18 protein-coding genes are annotated in these 14,445 nt (G+C 53.4%); 14 read left to right on the forward strand and 4 right to left on the reverse strand.

Annotated elements, in window-relative coordinates; all coding sequences use genetic code 11:
- Positions 1-145: 145 nt before the first annotated feature.
- Entirely contained in the window at positions 146-529 is a 384-nt protein-coding gene (locus AC2FJZ_RS06445) for a hypothetical protein (RefSeq protein ID WP_496776611.1), read from the forward strand.
- A gap of 151 nt (positions 530-680) precedes the next feature.
- On the opposite strand, the gene AC2FJZ_RS06450 is transcribed toward AC2FJZ_RS06445, so the two are convergent.
- Positions 681-1,757, reverse strand: coding sequence for a serine hydrolase domain-containing protein (locus AC2FJZ_RS06450; protein WP_496776612.1), 1,077 nt, complete (start codon positions 1,755-1,757; stop codon positions 681-683).
- 458 nt (positions 1,758-2,215) lie between these two features.
- Between AC2FJZ_RS06450 and AC2FJZ_RS06455 the strand changes: the two genes are divergently transcribed.
- The 6 genes from AC2FJZ_RS06455 to AC2FJZ_RS06480 all read left to right on the forward strand — a co-directional run bounded on the left by AC2FJZ_RS06455 (position 2,216) and on the right by AC2FJZ_RS06480 (position 6,803).
- Positions 2,216-2,845 (forward strand): Crp/Fnr family transcriptional regulator, encoded by a 630-nt coding sequence (locus AC2FJZ_RS06455; protein WP_496776849.1) that lies wholly within the window; start codon positions 2,216-2,218, stop codon positions 2,843-2,845.
- 85 nt (positions 2,846-2,930) lie between these two features.
- Positions 2,931-3,362 (forward strand): YeeE/YedE family protein, encoded by a 432-nt coding sequence (locus AC2FJZ_RS06460; protein ID WP_496669286.1) that lies wholly within the window; start codon positions 2,931-2,933, stop codon positions 3,360-3,362.
- A 4-nt stretch (positions 3,363-3,366) separates the two neighbouring features.
- On the forward strand, positions 3,367-3,795 hold the full coding sequence (locus tag AC2FJZ_RS06465) for a DUF6691 family protein (RefSeq protein WP_496669284.1): 429 nt from the start codon (positions 3,367-3,369) through the stop codon (positions 3,793-3,795).
- 37 nt (positions 3,796-3,832) lie between these two features.
- A complete protein-coding gene (locus AC2FJZ_RS06470) occupies positions 3,833-4,714 on the forward strand; it encodes an MBL fold metallo-hydrolase (protein ID WP_496776614.1) in 882 nt (293 codons plus the stop codon).
- Positions 4,715-4,733: 19 nt separating this feature from the next.
- A complete protein-coding gene (locus tag AC2FJZ_RS06475; RefSeq protein WP_496669280.1) occupies positions 4,734-5,072 on the forward strand; it encodes a protein tyrosine phosphatase family protein in 339 nt (112 codons plus the stop codon).
- 12 nt (positions 5,073-5,084) lie between these two features.
- A complete protein-coding gene (locus AC2FJZ_RS06480) occupies positions 5,085-6,803 on the forward strand; it encodes a SulP family inorganic anion transporter (RefSeq protein ID WP_496776616.1) in 1,719 nt (572 codons plus the stop codon).
- Between the two features lie 185 nt (positions 6,804-6,988).
- On the opposite strand, the gene AC2FJZ_RS06485 is transcribed toward AC2FJZ_RS06480, so the two are convergent.
- The 3 genes from AC2FJZ_RS06485 to AC2FJZ_RS06495 all read right to left on the reverse strand — a co-directional run bounded on the left by AC2FJZ_RS06485 (position 6,989) and on the right by AC2FJZ_RS06495 (position 8,876).
- Positions 6,989-8,050: a YeeE/YedE family protein gene (locus AC2FJZ_RS06485; RefSeq protein ID WP_496776618.1), complete on the reverse strand. Its 1,062-nt coding sequence runs from the start codon at positions 8,048-8,050 to the stop codon at positions 6,989-6,991.
- Positions 8,051-8,092: 42 nt separating this feature from the next.
- Complete coding sequence (locus AC2FJZ_RS06490) at positions 8,093-8,401, reverse strand: ArsR/SmtB family transcription factor (protein WP_142635976.1); 309 nt, start codon at positions 8,399-8,401, stop codon at positions 8,093-8,095.
- Between the two features lie 100 nt (positions 8,402-8,501).
- Positions 8,502-8,876 carry a hypothetical protein gene (locus AC2FJZ_RS06495; RefSeq protein ID WP_496776619.1) on the reverse strand — a complete coding sequence of 125 codons (375 nt, stop codon included), beginning with the start codon at positions 8,874-8,876 and terminating at the stop codon, positions 8,502-8,504.
- 80 nt (positions 8,877-8,956) lie between these two features.
- On the opposite strand from AC2FJZ_RS06495, the gene AC2FJZ_RS06500 reads away from it, so the two are divergent.
- The 7 genes from AC2FJZ_RS06500 to soxB all read left to right on the forward strand — a co-directional run bounded on the left by AC2FJZ_RS06500 (position 8,957) and on the right by soxB (position 14,427).
- Entirely contained in the window at positions 8,957-9,697 is a 741-nt protein-coding gene (locus tag AC2FJZ_RS06500; protein WP_496776621.1) for a cytochrome c biogenesis CcdA family protein, read from the forward strand.
- Between the two features lie 14 nt (positions 9,698-9,711).
- Positions 9,712-10,290, forward strand: a complete 579-nt coding sequence (locus AC2FJZ_RS06505) for a thioredoxin family protein (protein WP_496776622.1) — start codon at positions 9,712-9,714, stop codon at positions 10,288-10,290.
- A gap of 131 nt (positions 10,291-10,421) precedes the next feature.
- Positions 10,422-10,898, forward strand: coding sequence for a sulfur oxidation c-type cytochrome SoxX (soxX, locus tag AC2FJZ_RS06510; RefSeq protein ID WP_496669268.1), 477 nt, complete (start codon positions 10,422-10,424; stop codon positions 10,896-10,898).
- Between the two features lie 46 nt (positions 10,899-10,944).
- On the forward strand, positions 10,945-11,361 hold the full coding sequence (gene soxY, locus AC2FJZ_RS06515) for a thiosulfate oxidation carrier protein SoxY (protein WP_496669266.1): 417 nt from the start codon (positions 10,945-10,947) through the stop codon (positions 11,359-11,361).
- A gap of 34 nt (positions 11,362-11,395) precedes the next feature.
- Positions 11,396-11,725: a thiosulfate oxidation carrier complex protein SoxZ gene (gene soxZ, locus AC2FJZ_RS06520; protein WP_170394054.1), complete on the forward strand. Its 330-nt coding sequence runs from the start codon at positions 11,396-11,398 to the stop codon at positions 11,723-11,725.
- A gap of 70 nt (positions 11,726-11,795) precedes the next feature.
- Positions 11,796-12,641 carry a sulfur oxidation c-type cytochrome SoxA gene (gene soxA / locus AC2FJZ_RS06525; RefSeq protein ID WP_496669264.1) on the forward strand — a complete coding sequence of 282 codons (846 nt, stop codon included), beginning with the start codon at positions 11,796-11,798 and terminating at the stop codon, positions 12,639-12,641.
- Positions 12,642-12,729: 88 nt separating this feature from the next.
- Positions 12,730-14,427 (forward strand): thiosulfohydrolase SoxB, encoded by a 1,698-nt coding sequence (gene soxB, locus AC2FJZ_RS06530; RefSeq protein WP_496776623.1) that lies wholly within the window; start codon positions 12,730-12,732, stop codon positions 14,425-14,427.
- The last annotated feature ends 18 nt before the right edge of the window (positions 14,428-14,445 follow it).

A 14,445-nucleotide genomic window follows, 5' to 3' on the forward strand; every position in this document is an offset into this window, starting at 1 on the left:
ATGGCTGATCCCTCCCTTTAGGAAGAATTGAATCAGCAACTTACCAACCGATCAAGCCCGAGTTTTTCAACAAAATAAGCCCAAAGCGACCAATGCTAAAACATAGGCCTATGTCTGCTACGCAGGGCTTTGGAGGTACTTCGAAATGCTCAATGGTGCGGTGTTATACGCAAATTACTTAGAAAAACTGAAGGCTTTCTATCTTGCGATTGGCGGAAGGCTGACCGATGGTATCGACGGAGAATTTGCCGCCATTTCGAACGACGATACCGAACTAGTCATTTTGCAAGCTCCTCAGAAGATCGCAGCGCAAATCGCGATAGAAGACCCGCCAGTGGTTCGTTCTGCCACGCCACTTAAGCCAATAGTCTGCATCACTTCGATTGCTGATGTTCTTGAGAAACTTCCAAGGGTTGGAGGCAGGCCGGTCCCAGGCTCAAAGCAATGGAAATTCCGACAGAATTTTGTGCAAGACTTCGTTGATGCTGAGGGAAATGTCGTTCAGCTCTGGCAACCCGAACAGCGCTAAAGGTTGCCTTTCAAGCAGGCTTGGCAGACAGCAGCTTCATCTTTTGCGACGAACTCCGCGAGGGTTGCAGTGAAAGACTGCAATGAGCCCTTTTACCGGATGCTGCATAGTCAATAGGCATATGCTTTCGACTCTTACGAGCCCTGCCGAGTCACTGCTGACGGCGCTTGCCTACTTCTGGTACGGCAAATTCCACCAAAACCCGAACAGAGGTCTGCCACGCATCGGGATCATTGTAGTTCCCTGCGAAGGTCGAAACGACAAAGCCCGCGTTTGGTTGTACGGTGAGGCGCTGACCACCATTGCCGACAGCAATAAGAATTGGATCGCCGTTCGGGCCCTTAGTCAGATACCACAAGTACCCATAGTCAAATCCTGGCTGGATCGATGTGACTGCACGAAACGACGAATCCAACCAGGTTGCAGGTACAACTGCGCGACTATCGTAGACGCCGTTTTGGGCAATCAACACTCCAATTTTGGCAAGATCTCGGGCGGTCAATCTCAAGCCGGAAGCTGCAGATGGTACGCCGTCATTGCCACGCACCCACTCATAACTCTCAATACCAAGGGGCTCAAACAAACGGGTCTGGGCGAATAGGTCGATGTCTTGTCCAGTACCATCGGCAATCAACTTTGCTATCAATGCAACAGCACCACCGTTATATGTCCAAATTGTTCCGGGCTCAGCCACCATTGGACGGCCTAGGACAAAGCGATAGCGGTCTTCGGCCAGTTCCATTGCGATTTCGCTGTTGCGTGGATCGGTGTATGGCAGGCTTTCATCCCATTGTGTTCCCATCTGCATTGTAAGCGCATCCGCCACGGTGATGTCTTCTCGTCCAGACCCGTCGCGTAAATCTGTGTATTCTGGGAACTGGTCCAACAAAGACGCATCGACAGGTGGCACAGCACCTTCTGACAACGCGATTCCGTACAGCAAACCGACGACAGACTTCGTTACAGAGCGAAGATCGTGCAAGGTCTGGGGTCCATGATCGACGAGACCAATTGGCGTACCCCATCGCTCGTCTTCGCCAGGGAAGTAGGCTTCGGCAATCCTGTCGCCATCCAGCACTACAACCGCACCATGGAGGCCGACTATCTCATTTGCGTCCACTGCAGCTTTAAGCCGTTCCTGCATGTCTTGAGCCCAACTCACTGAGGAACCGAAACACAAAACTAAAGACAGCGCGAGGACAAATGCGAGCTTCTCTCGATGGGCCATAAGTTATCCTCTTTGGCTTTGTTCTTGCCGACAAACTAGCTTGCATTTCGCTTTCGTGGAAGCGGACATTGGTTTCGACAGATTGAATGGCAGCAAAGTCCGCAACTCTGCCGTTCAGCAGAATTCAGCGAAAGTCAGCTGCCGTTTAATACAGACCTTCAGGCGAAATTCCTCGGAATGACTACCAACAATGACCGCTATCCGCTCCCAAACCGTCATCTGAATGAAAAACTCAGATGACTTCCTTGAGCCCGAAGCGGCCAAAGAGCTGAGCCGTGCGTTAATGGCAAGTCGGGCGGGTCAATGTTGGGCGATGCTCGGATCTAGCTGGTTAGAAAAACGAAGAGAGCCATTGATCCAGATCGCGTGCCACCGCATCTTTGTAGGGAACCAGTGAACCGAACGCACAGAGCATAGGACATAAATTGAAGGGAGATTGGACCGAAAGCTTTCTTGGCATGAGAAATCTACCTCGGCGGGTCAGGGATAAGCTTCTACATGAAGCACGCGTGGTTACATACAAGCAGGGTCAGCAAGTTTTTGGACCCGACAACATCCCGGACAGTCTGATGTTTTTGTATGCCGGCCGCATACGCGTTTCTCAAAGTTCTGATGCCGGGCGAGAAATCGTGCTGTATCGCGTTGAAGCTGGAGAGAGCTGCGTGCTGACCACCGCCTGCATGCTGTCCGAGGAAGCTTATAATGCTAAGGGAATTGCCGAGACCGACGTTACGGCTATCACATTACCTAAAACTTCATTTGATAGGCTGGCTGCTGAAGAAGACAGTTTTCGCGGTTTCGTTTTCTCGGCTTATTCTCGTCGGTTGATTGATCTTTTGCGCGTGGTCGACGATGTCGCCTTTGGCAGAATGGATGTTCGACTGGCAGAGCGCCTTTTGGCGCTAGGAGAAGGCCATTCCGAAGTCCAGGCGACGCATCAGGCTTTAGCAAACGAGTTAGGGACAGCGCGTGAGGTCGTTTCACGCATACTGAATGATTTTCAAAAGCGAGGACTTATCCTTCAGACGAGGGGGCGGATCACCCTCCAGAACAAACCTCAATTGGAGCGTTTGGCGAACAGCGCATGAATTCTTTGCGTTAAGTGACATTGTCACTGAAAAGTAAGGTGCCGGCCGGTAATCAGGTTGCAACATGAACAACCGGAGACGCCTGATGGAAACCGCGTTTACGCCGATCGCCTCATTTGGAGGGGGGCTCGCAATTGGACTTGGATCCGTGCTTTTGATGCTCGGACTGGGACGGATCATGGGTGCAACGGGCATATTGTCTGGCTTGGCATTCCCAGAAAACCGCGAGGAATTCGCCTGGCGAACAGCCTTGGTTGTGGGAATGATGCTCGCACCGGGCCTGATCTATGCTGCGACCGGTGCAATGCCTGAACTTACGGTACCTGTCAGCCCGATTATGATCGTGATCGGCGGTGTGATCGTCGGTCTGGGCGCCAGTCTCGGATCTGGCTGCACGTCAGGGCATGGTGTTTGCGGACTATCTCGGCTGTCTGTTCGCTCTTTGGTGGCAGTGCCGACCTTCATGGTCACAGCTGCAATCACAGTCTTCCTGATCCGTCACTTCTTTGGAGTATAAAGCAATGAAACTTGTTTTTGCTTTGTTTACTGGCCTGATCTTTGGCGTTGGTATCGCTGTTTCGGGCATGATGGATCCGGCCAAAGTTTTGAATTTCTTCGATATTGCCGGGACGTGGGATCCTAGCCTCGCCTTTGTTATGGGTGGTGCGCTCCTGGTCACGTTCTTCGGCTACAGACTTGCCTGGCGGCAAACAACGCCGCTCTTTGGTGGGCGTTTTCAGATCCCAAACGCGACGGCCGTAGACAAGCGATTGGTTGGTGGTTCGGCTCTCTTCGGCATCGGTTGGGGAATTGCAGGCTTCTGCCCCGGCGCTGCGATACCGGCACTTGGTACCGGGCGTTGGGAAGTTGTTCTCTTTCTGGTTGCCGTTCTTGCCGGGTTTGTACTGCGCAGGCTCCTTTTCGCGCGTCCTGTTCAGTCGGAGGCGTAGCCACCGATTTCCCTGAACCTCCCTGGAGTACAATCAGATGACGTATCCCGTGAACATGAACATCAAGCCGGACGTTCAGGCCTTCTTCGATGAGGCGACGAACACCATCAGCTATATTGTGAAGGATCCCACCTCGAACTCATGTGCCATTGTCGATAGCGTAATGGACATTGACTACGCGGCGGGGCGCATCACTCACGATCACGCAGACGAGCTCGTCCACCAGATTGTAAGCCAAGATCTGAATTTGGAATGGATCATTGAGACCCATGTTCACGCCGATCATTTGAGTGCAGCGCCGTATATCCATGAAAAGCTTGGGGGAAAAATCGGCATTGGTTCAAAAATCATGATCGTGCAGGACACGTTTGGGAAGGTCTTCAATGAAGGTACCGAGTTCCAGCGTGATGGCAGCCAGTTCGATCAGCTTTTCGAAGACGGCGATACGTACACGGTTGGCAATATGCAGGTGTTCACAATGTATACCCCCGGCCATACGCCGGCTTGCATGGTACATGTCGCAGGAGATGCGGCCTTTGTGGGCGATACTTTGTTCATGCCGGATGGGGGATCAGCGCGCGCAGATTTTCCCGGCGGCGATGCAGCAACGCTTTACGATAGCATTCAAAGAGTCCTGAGCTTGCCGGACGAAACACGACTTTTCATGTGTCATGACTACGGACCAAACGGGCGGGAAATCGCCTGGGAAACAACTGTCGGCAATGAGAAAGCCCACAATATCCACGTTGGTGATGGCAAATCAAAAGAAGAGTTTGTCAAGTTCCGCATAGAACCAGATGCTCAGCTGGCAATGCCGAAGCTGATCATCCCATCACTTCAAGTAAATATGCGCGCGGGTGAGGTGCCAACGGACGTGGACGGCAACCCCATGCTCAAGGTTCCGGTCAACAAACTCTGATTTTGAAAGGATGAGAGCGATGGAAATCACCCAAATTTCCCACGACTTCAGTACTTGCGGTCAATTGGAGACCGATGACTTGGCGGAAGTCAAAACGCTTGGATTTCGCTCGCTAATCTGTGTGCGTCCTGACGGCGAACAAAAGGAGCAGCCTACTTTTGGCCAGATCCAAGAATGCGCCAAGGCGCAAGGTCTGCAAGCTCGCTATGTGCCGGTTAAACCCTCCGGCGCAACAGAAGCGAACCACATTGCATTTTCTGAGGCGTTGGCAGAACTGTCCGAGCCTGTCCTTGGCTACTGCCGAAGCGGTCAGCGCGCTGCAATGCTGTGGCACGCACGACGAGACACTGCGGCGTAGCGGGAGGTAAAGATGCGGACGGCGCAATATCTGCCGGTTCTGAGTTGGGCTCGCAGCTATGGACGGGCAGAGCTTTCTAACGATCTGATGGCGGCGGTGATCGTCACCATCATGCTGATACCCCAATCCTTGGCCTACGCGCTCCTGGCTGGATTGCCTCCAGAAGCGGGGCTGTATGCATCCATCGCGCCAATTCTTCTTTACGCAATATTTGGAACAAGTCGCGCCTTAGCGGTTGGCCCGGTTGCCGTTGTCTCACTATTAACAGCGTCGGCGGTCGGTCAGGTTGCTGAACAAGGCACGGCAGGTTACGCGGTTGCGGCACTGACCCTCGCATTTATTTCTGGCGGTTTCCTGTTGCTTTTGGGGTTCTTTCGGCTAGGCTTCTTTGCTAATTTTTTGAGCCACCCGGTAATTGCCGGGTTTATCACAGCATCTGGGATCTTGATCGCCGCCAGCCAACTCAAGCACATTTTGGGTGTGAATGCGCACGGACATACATTGCTCGAGATCGTCGCATCGATTGCAGCGCACTTGCACGAGGTGAATTGGGTTACGCTCGTTATCGGCCTCAGTGCGACGGCCTTCCTTTTTTGGGCCCGCCGATGGTTAAAACCCGGATTATTGAGGTTGGGTGCTCCGGCGGCGCTTGCCGATATTCTAACGAAGGCGGGACCTGTTGCCGCCGTAGTTGCCACTACGGTTACGGTTTGGGCACTAGATCTTGTCGAAATGGGTGTGAAAATCGTTGGGGAAGTCCCGCAAAGCCTGCCGCCGCTTACATTGCCAGTCTTTGCGCCCGACTTGCTTGCAGCGCTGTTGGTTCCGGCGGTCCTGATTTCAGTGATTGGCTTTGTCGAATCCGTCTCAGTCGCGCAAACTTTGGCAGCCAAGAAACGTCAACGGATTGATCCGGACCAGGAACTCATTGGACTGGGTGCAGCCAACATAGGCGCAGCGTTCACCGGAGGCTACCCGGTCACGGGGGGATTTGCGCGATCAGTCGTCAATTTCGATGCTGGCGCTGAAACTCCTGCTGCTGGCGCCTATACTGCGCTTGGCCTCGCGATCGCCGCCTTGGCGTTGACACCATTGGTGTACTTTCTCCCAAACGCTACGTTGGCCGCCACAATCATTGTGGCGGTTCTGAGCCTCGTGGATTTTTCGATAGTACGTAGAACATGGGACTATTCCCGTGCGGACTTCATCGCAGTATCTGCAACGGTTTTGTTGACGCTGGGCCTAGGTGTTGAAGTCGGCGTCGCGTCCGGAGTGGCGATTTCAGTTCTTCTGCATCTATACAAGACGTCTCGACCGCATGTAGCAGAAGTGGGCCGCGTGCCTGGGACAGAGCACTTTCGAAATGTCCAGCGCCACGATGTCGAAACCGCACCTGCGGTGTTGACGCTGCGCATCGACGAAAGCCTTTACTTTGTAAACGCCGGCTTTCTGGAAGAACTGATCTTCAGTCGCCTTGCCGAGCGGACGAAGGTCAAACATGTTGTTTTGATGTTCTCCGCTGTTAACGAAGTGGACTACTCAGCGCTGGAAACTCTCGAGGCGATCAATCACCGCCTCAAAGAGCTTGGTGTTGGCCTACATCTGTCCGAAGTTAAGGGGCCTGTCATGGACAGACTCAAACGGTCTCATCTTGTCGACAGTCTGAACGGCAGGGTTTTCTTGTCCCAGAACGATGCGTGGACAACGCTCATTGCAGAAGCGTGCGAGTGACTAAGATCAGCTTGGTTTGTGAACGTGATCAGAACGAGCGCTTTGGTCCGCATAGCGAACGTATGAGCGTATTTGATTAATGAACGCCTCGTTCCCATATGTGCCATCAAAGGCAATCGCTTTCTGAATAAAAGAGAACCGCCGAAACGGTCCTTCACTCGTGAATTCTTGTTTGAACTGTGACCTCAACGCTCAGTTATGAAGGACAGTCCAGACACGAGTTGTTTCAAGCCAAGCGCCGCACCGGCGAAGATGGCAGCGAATGTTACAGGCGCGCTGTAGGCCAATAATGAAAAGGCAGATATACCTTGTCCGACGCTGCAACCGACCGCGATGATCGCGCCGGGCCCCATAATCGCCGCGCCGAGCATTTGACGCTTTAGTTCACGTGGATCCTCGCATGCTTCCCATCGGAAATGACCTTTGGACCAGGACCCCAAAAATGCGCCAATGAGAACGCCGGAGACTGATCCGACCGCAAAGGACAAAGTGTTTCCAGATGCTGTCATGAGGTAGAATACCGTGTCGCCAAGGGGTGCAGCGAAGGTGTGAGTTTGCACCGGCTCACCGTCGAAACCGTGCGTCGCAACCCAATTCGTGCCAAGCCAGCCTGAAATAATCGCCAGTCCAACTACAGATCCCCAGAACACTTGTGCAGGATTGCGGCGGAAGCGCTGGTTCGCCAATGCGAAAATCACTAAGGCAACGCCGATAACGGAGCCAATGAGCCAAGCTGGGATAGAGGTTAGCTGTTCAGCAAGGAAGCTAATGCCTTGGGGACCCTTGAGATCCATCTCTACTGGAAAGACCCATACCCGCAGATATGCCAAGGGCCCGGACATCACGACGTAAGCAGAAAGACCCATGATCAAAACGATGACGAATGATCGAAGGTCGCCACCTCCCAGCCGTGCCAGTGCGCCATAGCCGCAGTTTCCACTGATGGCCATTCCGTAACCGAACATTAGGCCCCCCACGATCGAACCGAGCGGGTTCCAGGTCAGCGCAAGATATCTTGTTCCGACAGGATCAAGCCAACCCAACGCTATAGCTGTGTGGCTGCCGACAATCGCAACACCGATCGCAATTGCCCACATGCGCAGCCGCCGATCATCATCTGCGTAGAGGTAGTCTTCGATTGCACCTAACGTGCAAAAACGGCCAATGCGTGCGGCCAAGCCCAACACAATGCCACCGATCAAACCGATCAGGGCGACGGTGTTGGCGTCTCCCAATGCTTCAAACATTGCCAGTCTCCTCCCAAAGCTGGCGGGTAATATTGGCGGATTCTACTTCTCCCTGCAGAACAGATCGTAAACGACTTCCAGGATTTGCGTCGATCGATCATCAGCCAATCTGTAGTAGATCGTTTTTCCCTCGCGTCTTGTTTTCACCAAGCCCTCGAAGCGCAAGCGGGATAGTTGTTGAGATACCGCGGCTTGACGTGCTGAGAGCATTTCTTCCATCTGGGTGACCGATTTTTCCCCTGACGACAGATAACACAAAATCATCAGGCGCCCCTCATGGCTGATTGCCTTGAGGAAATTTGACGCTGTCTGAGCATTCTCCATCATTCTGTCCATGTCTTCGGCGCACATGTCCTTGGAGAACACAGGCAGTTTCGAAGATTTGTCCAACAAGATCGCCTCGCTTTCATAGCTTCACGCATTCATAACAGTTTATGTAATGCGCCACAGTTTATCCAGAGGTCTCAATCGGTACCCCCGCGTCACGCAGCAAAACGCCCAGCAACCCCCAGAAAAAATCTTCGCCGGGATAACCTTCGATCCGGCCGACCTCTTGGCCATCGTCCAGCAGAACAAAGGTTGGCGTGTAGTAGAGAGGCCGCTCCAATGCGATGCCATCAGGTATAGCTGCGTGGATATCGACACGCTGAAGTGGAGCGGCATGTCCTTCTGGTGTCTTGGAGTAGATCTCCGAGATTTCGGCATCCCAACGTGCGCACCACATACACCCATCTTCTTCGGCCATCAGAAGCGTCATTTCTGCCCGTGAAACCACGGGAGAAACAAACAACGTGATCGCAAGCAAAAGCAGAAGTAGGTGGCGCATCTCAAGCTCCGATTGACCGCAGCGATATATCTTTATTATTTTGAATATGTGAATGATAGCGCGCCAGGACAGGTTTGACCATGCTCGACATTACATTTGCAGGAGCTTTAGTCGCAGGACTGTTGTCTTTCCTGTCGCCCTGCATCCTACCTATCGTGCCGTTTTATCTTAGCTATCTGGCCGGCGTCGGGATTGATCAGATTTCTGCGGGGTCAACACTTTCCGCCGGTGTTCGTCGCAGGGCAACGCTTTCTGCAATGGCATTTGCAGCCGGAATCATTACGATCTTCATGGCACTTGGAGCGACTGCGTCGATTCTCGGTCAATTGGTCCGAGAGTATTTCGACATTCTGCGTTGGATTGCAGCGGCCATCATCATTGCGATGGGGCTGCATTTCCTGGGGTTCATTCGCATCGGATTCCTGTATCGCCAATTTCGTGCGGACGTCGGTGAGACATCAACCGTTAGCCTGATTGGGGCTTACGTCCTGGGCTTGGCATTTGCATTTGGTTGGACGCCCTGCGTCGGGCCTGTGCTCGCTGCGATCTTGTTTACAGCGGCCGGTACCGAAACGGCTTGGCGCGGAGCGGCGCTTCTATTCGTCTACGGAGTTGGAATGACCGCACCGTTTGTTCTGGCGGCCTTCCTGGTCCGCCCCTTCATGCAATGGATGGCAAGGTTCAGAAAGCACTTGCCCCTCATCGAAAAGGCAATGGGTGGCATTCTGGTGCTTTTCGGCATCCTCATCGCAACCAACTCCATCAATCACATCGCACAATGGATGCTCGACCATATGCCTTGGCTCGCAGCCATTGGTTAACTCGGGAGGAAGACATGAAACGAGTTTTGTCAGTATTGATCGCTTGTCTGATCTGCGGGGCACTTTCCGCCGCTGAACTGGGCGACGACGGTTTGCATAAAACGCCGTGGATGCGCGACACGTTCAAAGACCTCCGAGAGGATCTTGAAGAGGCCTCAAGCGAAGGTAAGCGGTTGGTGTTATTCATTGAACAGCAGGGCTGTATCTACTGCAAAAAAATGCACGATGAAGTGTTTCCCCAGCCCGACTTGGCGGCGTTTATCGAAGAGAATTTCTTTGTCGTTCAACTGGATTTGCATGGCAGCACCACCGCCACCGACTTTGACGGGGAAGAGGTTGAGCAAAGAGCACTGATGCGCAAATGGGGGATTCTGTTTACCCCGACACTTGTTTTTCTGCCGGAAGAGGTGCCAGAGGATGCTACAGCCATTGACGCTGCGGTCGCTGTGATGCCGGGAGCTTTCTCTAAGGGGACAACCTTAGATCTTTTCACCTGGGTCGACGAGAAGCGATACGAACTCGATAATGGCGAAGATTTTCAACGGTATCATGCCCGGCGCATTCAGGAGCGAAATAATGTTTCTCAAGATTGAGCTCCATCATTACAAATAAAAAAATTCATTATGATGAATTTAATGTTGCGACAGGCGGCACTCGTCGACTACGGTACACAAATGCTTTGGGTCGCAAGGCGCCGCCGGCGTGTTAGCAAATGGGAGGGATCATGAAGCTGAGACTCTTAACATTAGTCTGCGCAATGACGGGCGTCGCCGCATTTGCGGCAGATACAGACCCGAGAGACGTAACCTATGACGACTATGGCGCTATCGAAGTCTCTTTGACTGGCGCTAATGGTGATGCGGCAAATGGCGCGCTTATCGTTGGCGACAAATCAAAAGGCAATTGCGTGGCATGCCACGCGGTCTCGGCTTTGGCCGAAATACCGTTCCATGGCGAAGTTGGTCCGATGCTGGATGGCGCTGGTGATCGTTGGACCGAAGCAGAACTTCGCGGATTGGTCGCAAATGCAAAGATGACATTCGAAGGCACGGTGATGCCTGCGTTCTACAAGGATGACGGATATATCCGCCCGGGCGACGCCTATACCGGAAAAGCCCCAACAGCGCCTTTGACGTCGATCCTAACAGCACAAGAAATCGAAGACGTGGTCGCGTTTCTTGCGACCCTGAAAGAAGAATAGATGCGCTTCCAGGCGCAGATTTTCGAAGAATCAAAGGAGATTGAAAATGGAACTCTCTCGCCGCGAGACACTGGCCCTTGGGCTGAGCGCCGCGTTCCTGACAATTATGCCGCTTCGGGCAAATGCAGCTGCTGAAGATGCCATCGCGGCATTTACAGGCGGGGCAGATGTGGCTGACGGCGGTGTTACATTGACTGCACCGGAAATCGCTGAAAACGGCAATACTGTGCCAATCGAAGTCAGTGCTCCGGGCGCAGCTGCAATTCTAATCGTGGCTGCAGGCAACCCCGAACCTGGCGTTGCAACATTCAATTTCGGTCCGTTGGCGGCTGAACAAGACGCATCAACCCGCATCCGTCTTGCCGGAACGCAGGACGTCATTGCCGTGGCGAAGATGGCAGATGGCAGCTTCGCCAAAGCGTCCGCGACCGTAAAAGTGACAATCGGCGGCTGCGGCGGCTGATCGCCACGCGCCCTGAAGAACAGGAGATTAACCAATGGCATCCGGTGTAAAACCCCGCGTCAAGGTTCCAAAGACAGCCGCTGCTGGTGAAACCATAACGATCAAGACACTGATCAGTCACAAGATGGAAAGCGGCCAGCGTAAGGACAAAGAAGGAAACGTCATCCCGCGTTCGATCATCAATCGGTTCACCTGCGAGTTTAATGGGGAAATGGTGGTTGACGTTACCATGGAGCCGGCGATTTCGACCAATCCGTACTTCCAGTTTGAAGCAACAGTGCCAGAAGCCGGTGAGTTTGTTTTCACCTGGTACGATGACGATGGCTCTGTCTACGACGAGAAGAAAACGATCGAGATTGCTTAACGGCTCGACCACTAAGGAAGGTCAGCGCTGGTTGCAAATTCTGGCGCTGGTCCGCTAAGGGAGGAACGCAATGAATACCAAGGCACTAACGGCTATCGCGGCAGTTCTGGTTTTCCCAGTGGCAGCAATGGCCGGTCCTGACGAAGAGAATCTTGTGATCAATGACGAGCTGAACATGACCTCGGTCACTGAAGCTCCGGCACATCTGGAAAATCTGGACACGATCTATTCGGGTTGGCATTTCCGCACGGATGAAACGCAAGCGCTTCAAATTGATGATTTCGACAATCCGGCGATGATCTTCGTTGATCAGGCCGCCGATCTCTTCCAGACGGTTGATGGTGCCGCTGGCGAGAGCTGTGCCTCCTGCCACGATGGGGTGGAAAGCTTCAAAGGATTGCAGGCGTCGATGCCAAAGGTTGATGCCGAAAGTGGCAAGCTGGTGGTTATGGAAGATCTGATCAACAAGTGCCGTACGGACCGCATGGAGGCAGATGCCTGGAAATGGTCTGGTGGTGACATGCAGGGTATGGTCGCCTTGATCGGTCTGCAGTCACGCGGTTTGCCAATGAACGTCGCTATTGACGGCGATGCCGCCCCGTTCTGGGAACAGGGTAAAGAAATGTACTACACCCGCTTTGGCCAACTGGAACTGAGCTGTGCCAATTGTCACGAAGAAAACTGGGGCAACATGATCCGAGCGGACCACCTGAGCCAAGGTATGATCAACGGGTTCCCGACATATCGTCTGAAACAAGCCAAGCTGATCTCGCGCCACAATCGTTTCCGCGGCTGTATTCGCGATACGCGGGCGGAAACTTTTGCCGAAGGATCGGACGAGTTTCGCGCGCTTGAGCTTTATGTGGCCTCGCGTGGCAACGGGCTTTCAGTCGAAACTCCTGCAGTACGTCAATAGCGAACGACCCGCGTGGACAATGTCCTGCGCGGGTTTTTCCAGAAAGATAACATTCACACATTTATATGTGTTATAAGAGAGCTGATAGATGATTTCTCGACGTGACTTCTTGCAAGTTTCAATGGCTGCATCGGCTTTGTACGGGGCGTCCGGGTTCGGTAACTGGGCCAGACTTGCCGCGCAGCAAAGCCTAACGCAGGATCAATTGCTGGAGTTCGAAACCTTCGGCAATATCAGCCTGATCCATGTCACCGATATTCACGCGCAACTCAAACCGATCTATTTCCGCGAACCCGAGATAAACCTTGGTATTGGCGATGCACGAGGGCAGATGCCGCATGTCACAGGGGCGGCGTTCCGCAAGGCCTACGGGATCGAAGATGGAAGCCCGTCGGCCTATGCGCTGACCTACAATGATTTCTCTTCGCTGGCCAAGACCTATGGTCGGGTTGGCGGATTGGACCGAGTCTCAACTGTCATTAACGCCATTCGTGCTGACCGCCCTGATGCCCTGCTACTGGACGGGGGCGATACTTGGCACGGTTCCTACACCTGCTATCAGACGGCCGGTCAGGACATGGTCAATGTCATGAACGCTCTGAATCCCGATGCTATGACCTTCCATTGGGAGTTCACGTTGGGCAGCGACAGGGTTAACGAAATCGTCGAAGGTTTGCCCTTTGCGGCCTTAGGTCAAAACATCTTTGATGCCGAGTGGGACGAACCTGCAGAATTGTTCCAACCCTACAAGTTTTTTGATCGGGGCGGAGCAAAGGTTGCTGTTATCGGGCAAGCGTTTCCTTACATGCCAATCGCGAACCCAGGCTGGATGTTCCCAGAATACTCGTTCGGTATCCGGGATGAAAACATGCAGGCCATGGTCGACGAGGTTCGCGATGCTGGCGCTGATGTCGTTGTCGTCCTCAGCCACAACGGCTTTGACGTGGACAAGAAGATGGCAGGTCGGGTGCAAGGGATCGACGTGATCCTTAGCGGCCACACTCATGACGCGCTGCCGGAGCCGGTTCTGGTCGGAAAAACGCATATCATCGCGTCTGGTTCGAACGGAAAATTCGTCAGCCGCGTCGATCTCGACGTGAGGGACGGGCAGATGATTGGGTTGAAGCACAAGCTGATCCCTATCTTCTCTGACGTCATCGCTCCTGATCCTAAGATCACCGCTCTGATAGATGATCAGCGCGCGCCGTTTGAAGCTGCGCTGAGTGAGGTGATTGGCAAAACGGATTCGTTGCTCTACCGCCGCGGCAACTTTAACGGCACCTGGGATGACCTGATTTGCGATGCCCTGATCAATGAGCGTGAGGCAGACATCGCGATGTCGCCTGGCGTCCGTTGGGGACCCTCAATCCTGCCGGGACAAGATATCACGCGCGAGGACATCTGGAACGTCACATCGATGTCGTATCCCAATGCCTATCGCACAGAAATGACAGGCGAATTCATCCATGTGATCCTCGAGGATGTCGGTGACAACCTGTTCAACCCCGACCCTTACTACCAGCAGGGCGGCGATATGGTCCGCGTCGGTGGTCTTGGCTACCGCATCGATGTGACCAAACCACAAGGGCAGCGGATCAGCGAAATGACCCTGCTCAAAACGGGTGAAGCGATTGATCCATCGAAAACCTACGTCGTGGCTGGTTGGGCCAGTGTCAACGAAGGCACTGAAGGTCCACCGATCTGGGATGTCGTCGAAAACCACATTCGCAACCTTGGCACCGTCACGGTGCAAGAGAACACCAGTGTCGATGTTGTCGGCGCTTAAGAAACAGATGGAGACCTA

The organism is Ruegeria sp. CDSA079 (assembly GCF_059612245.1).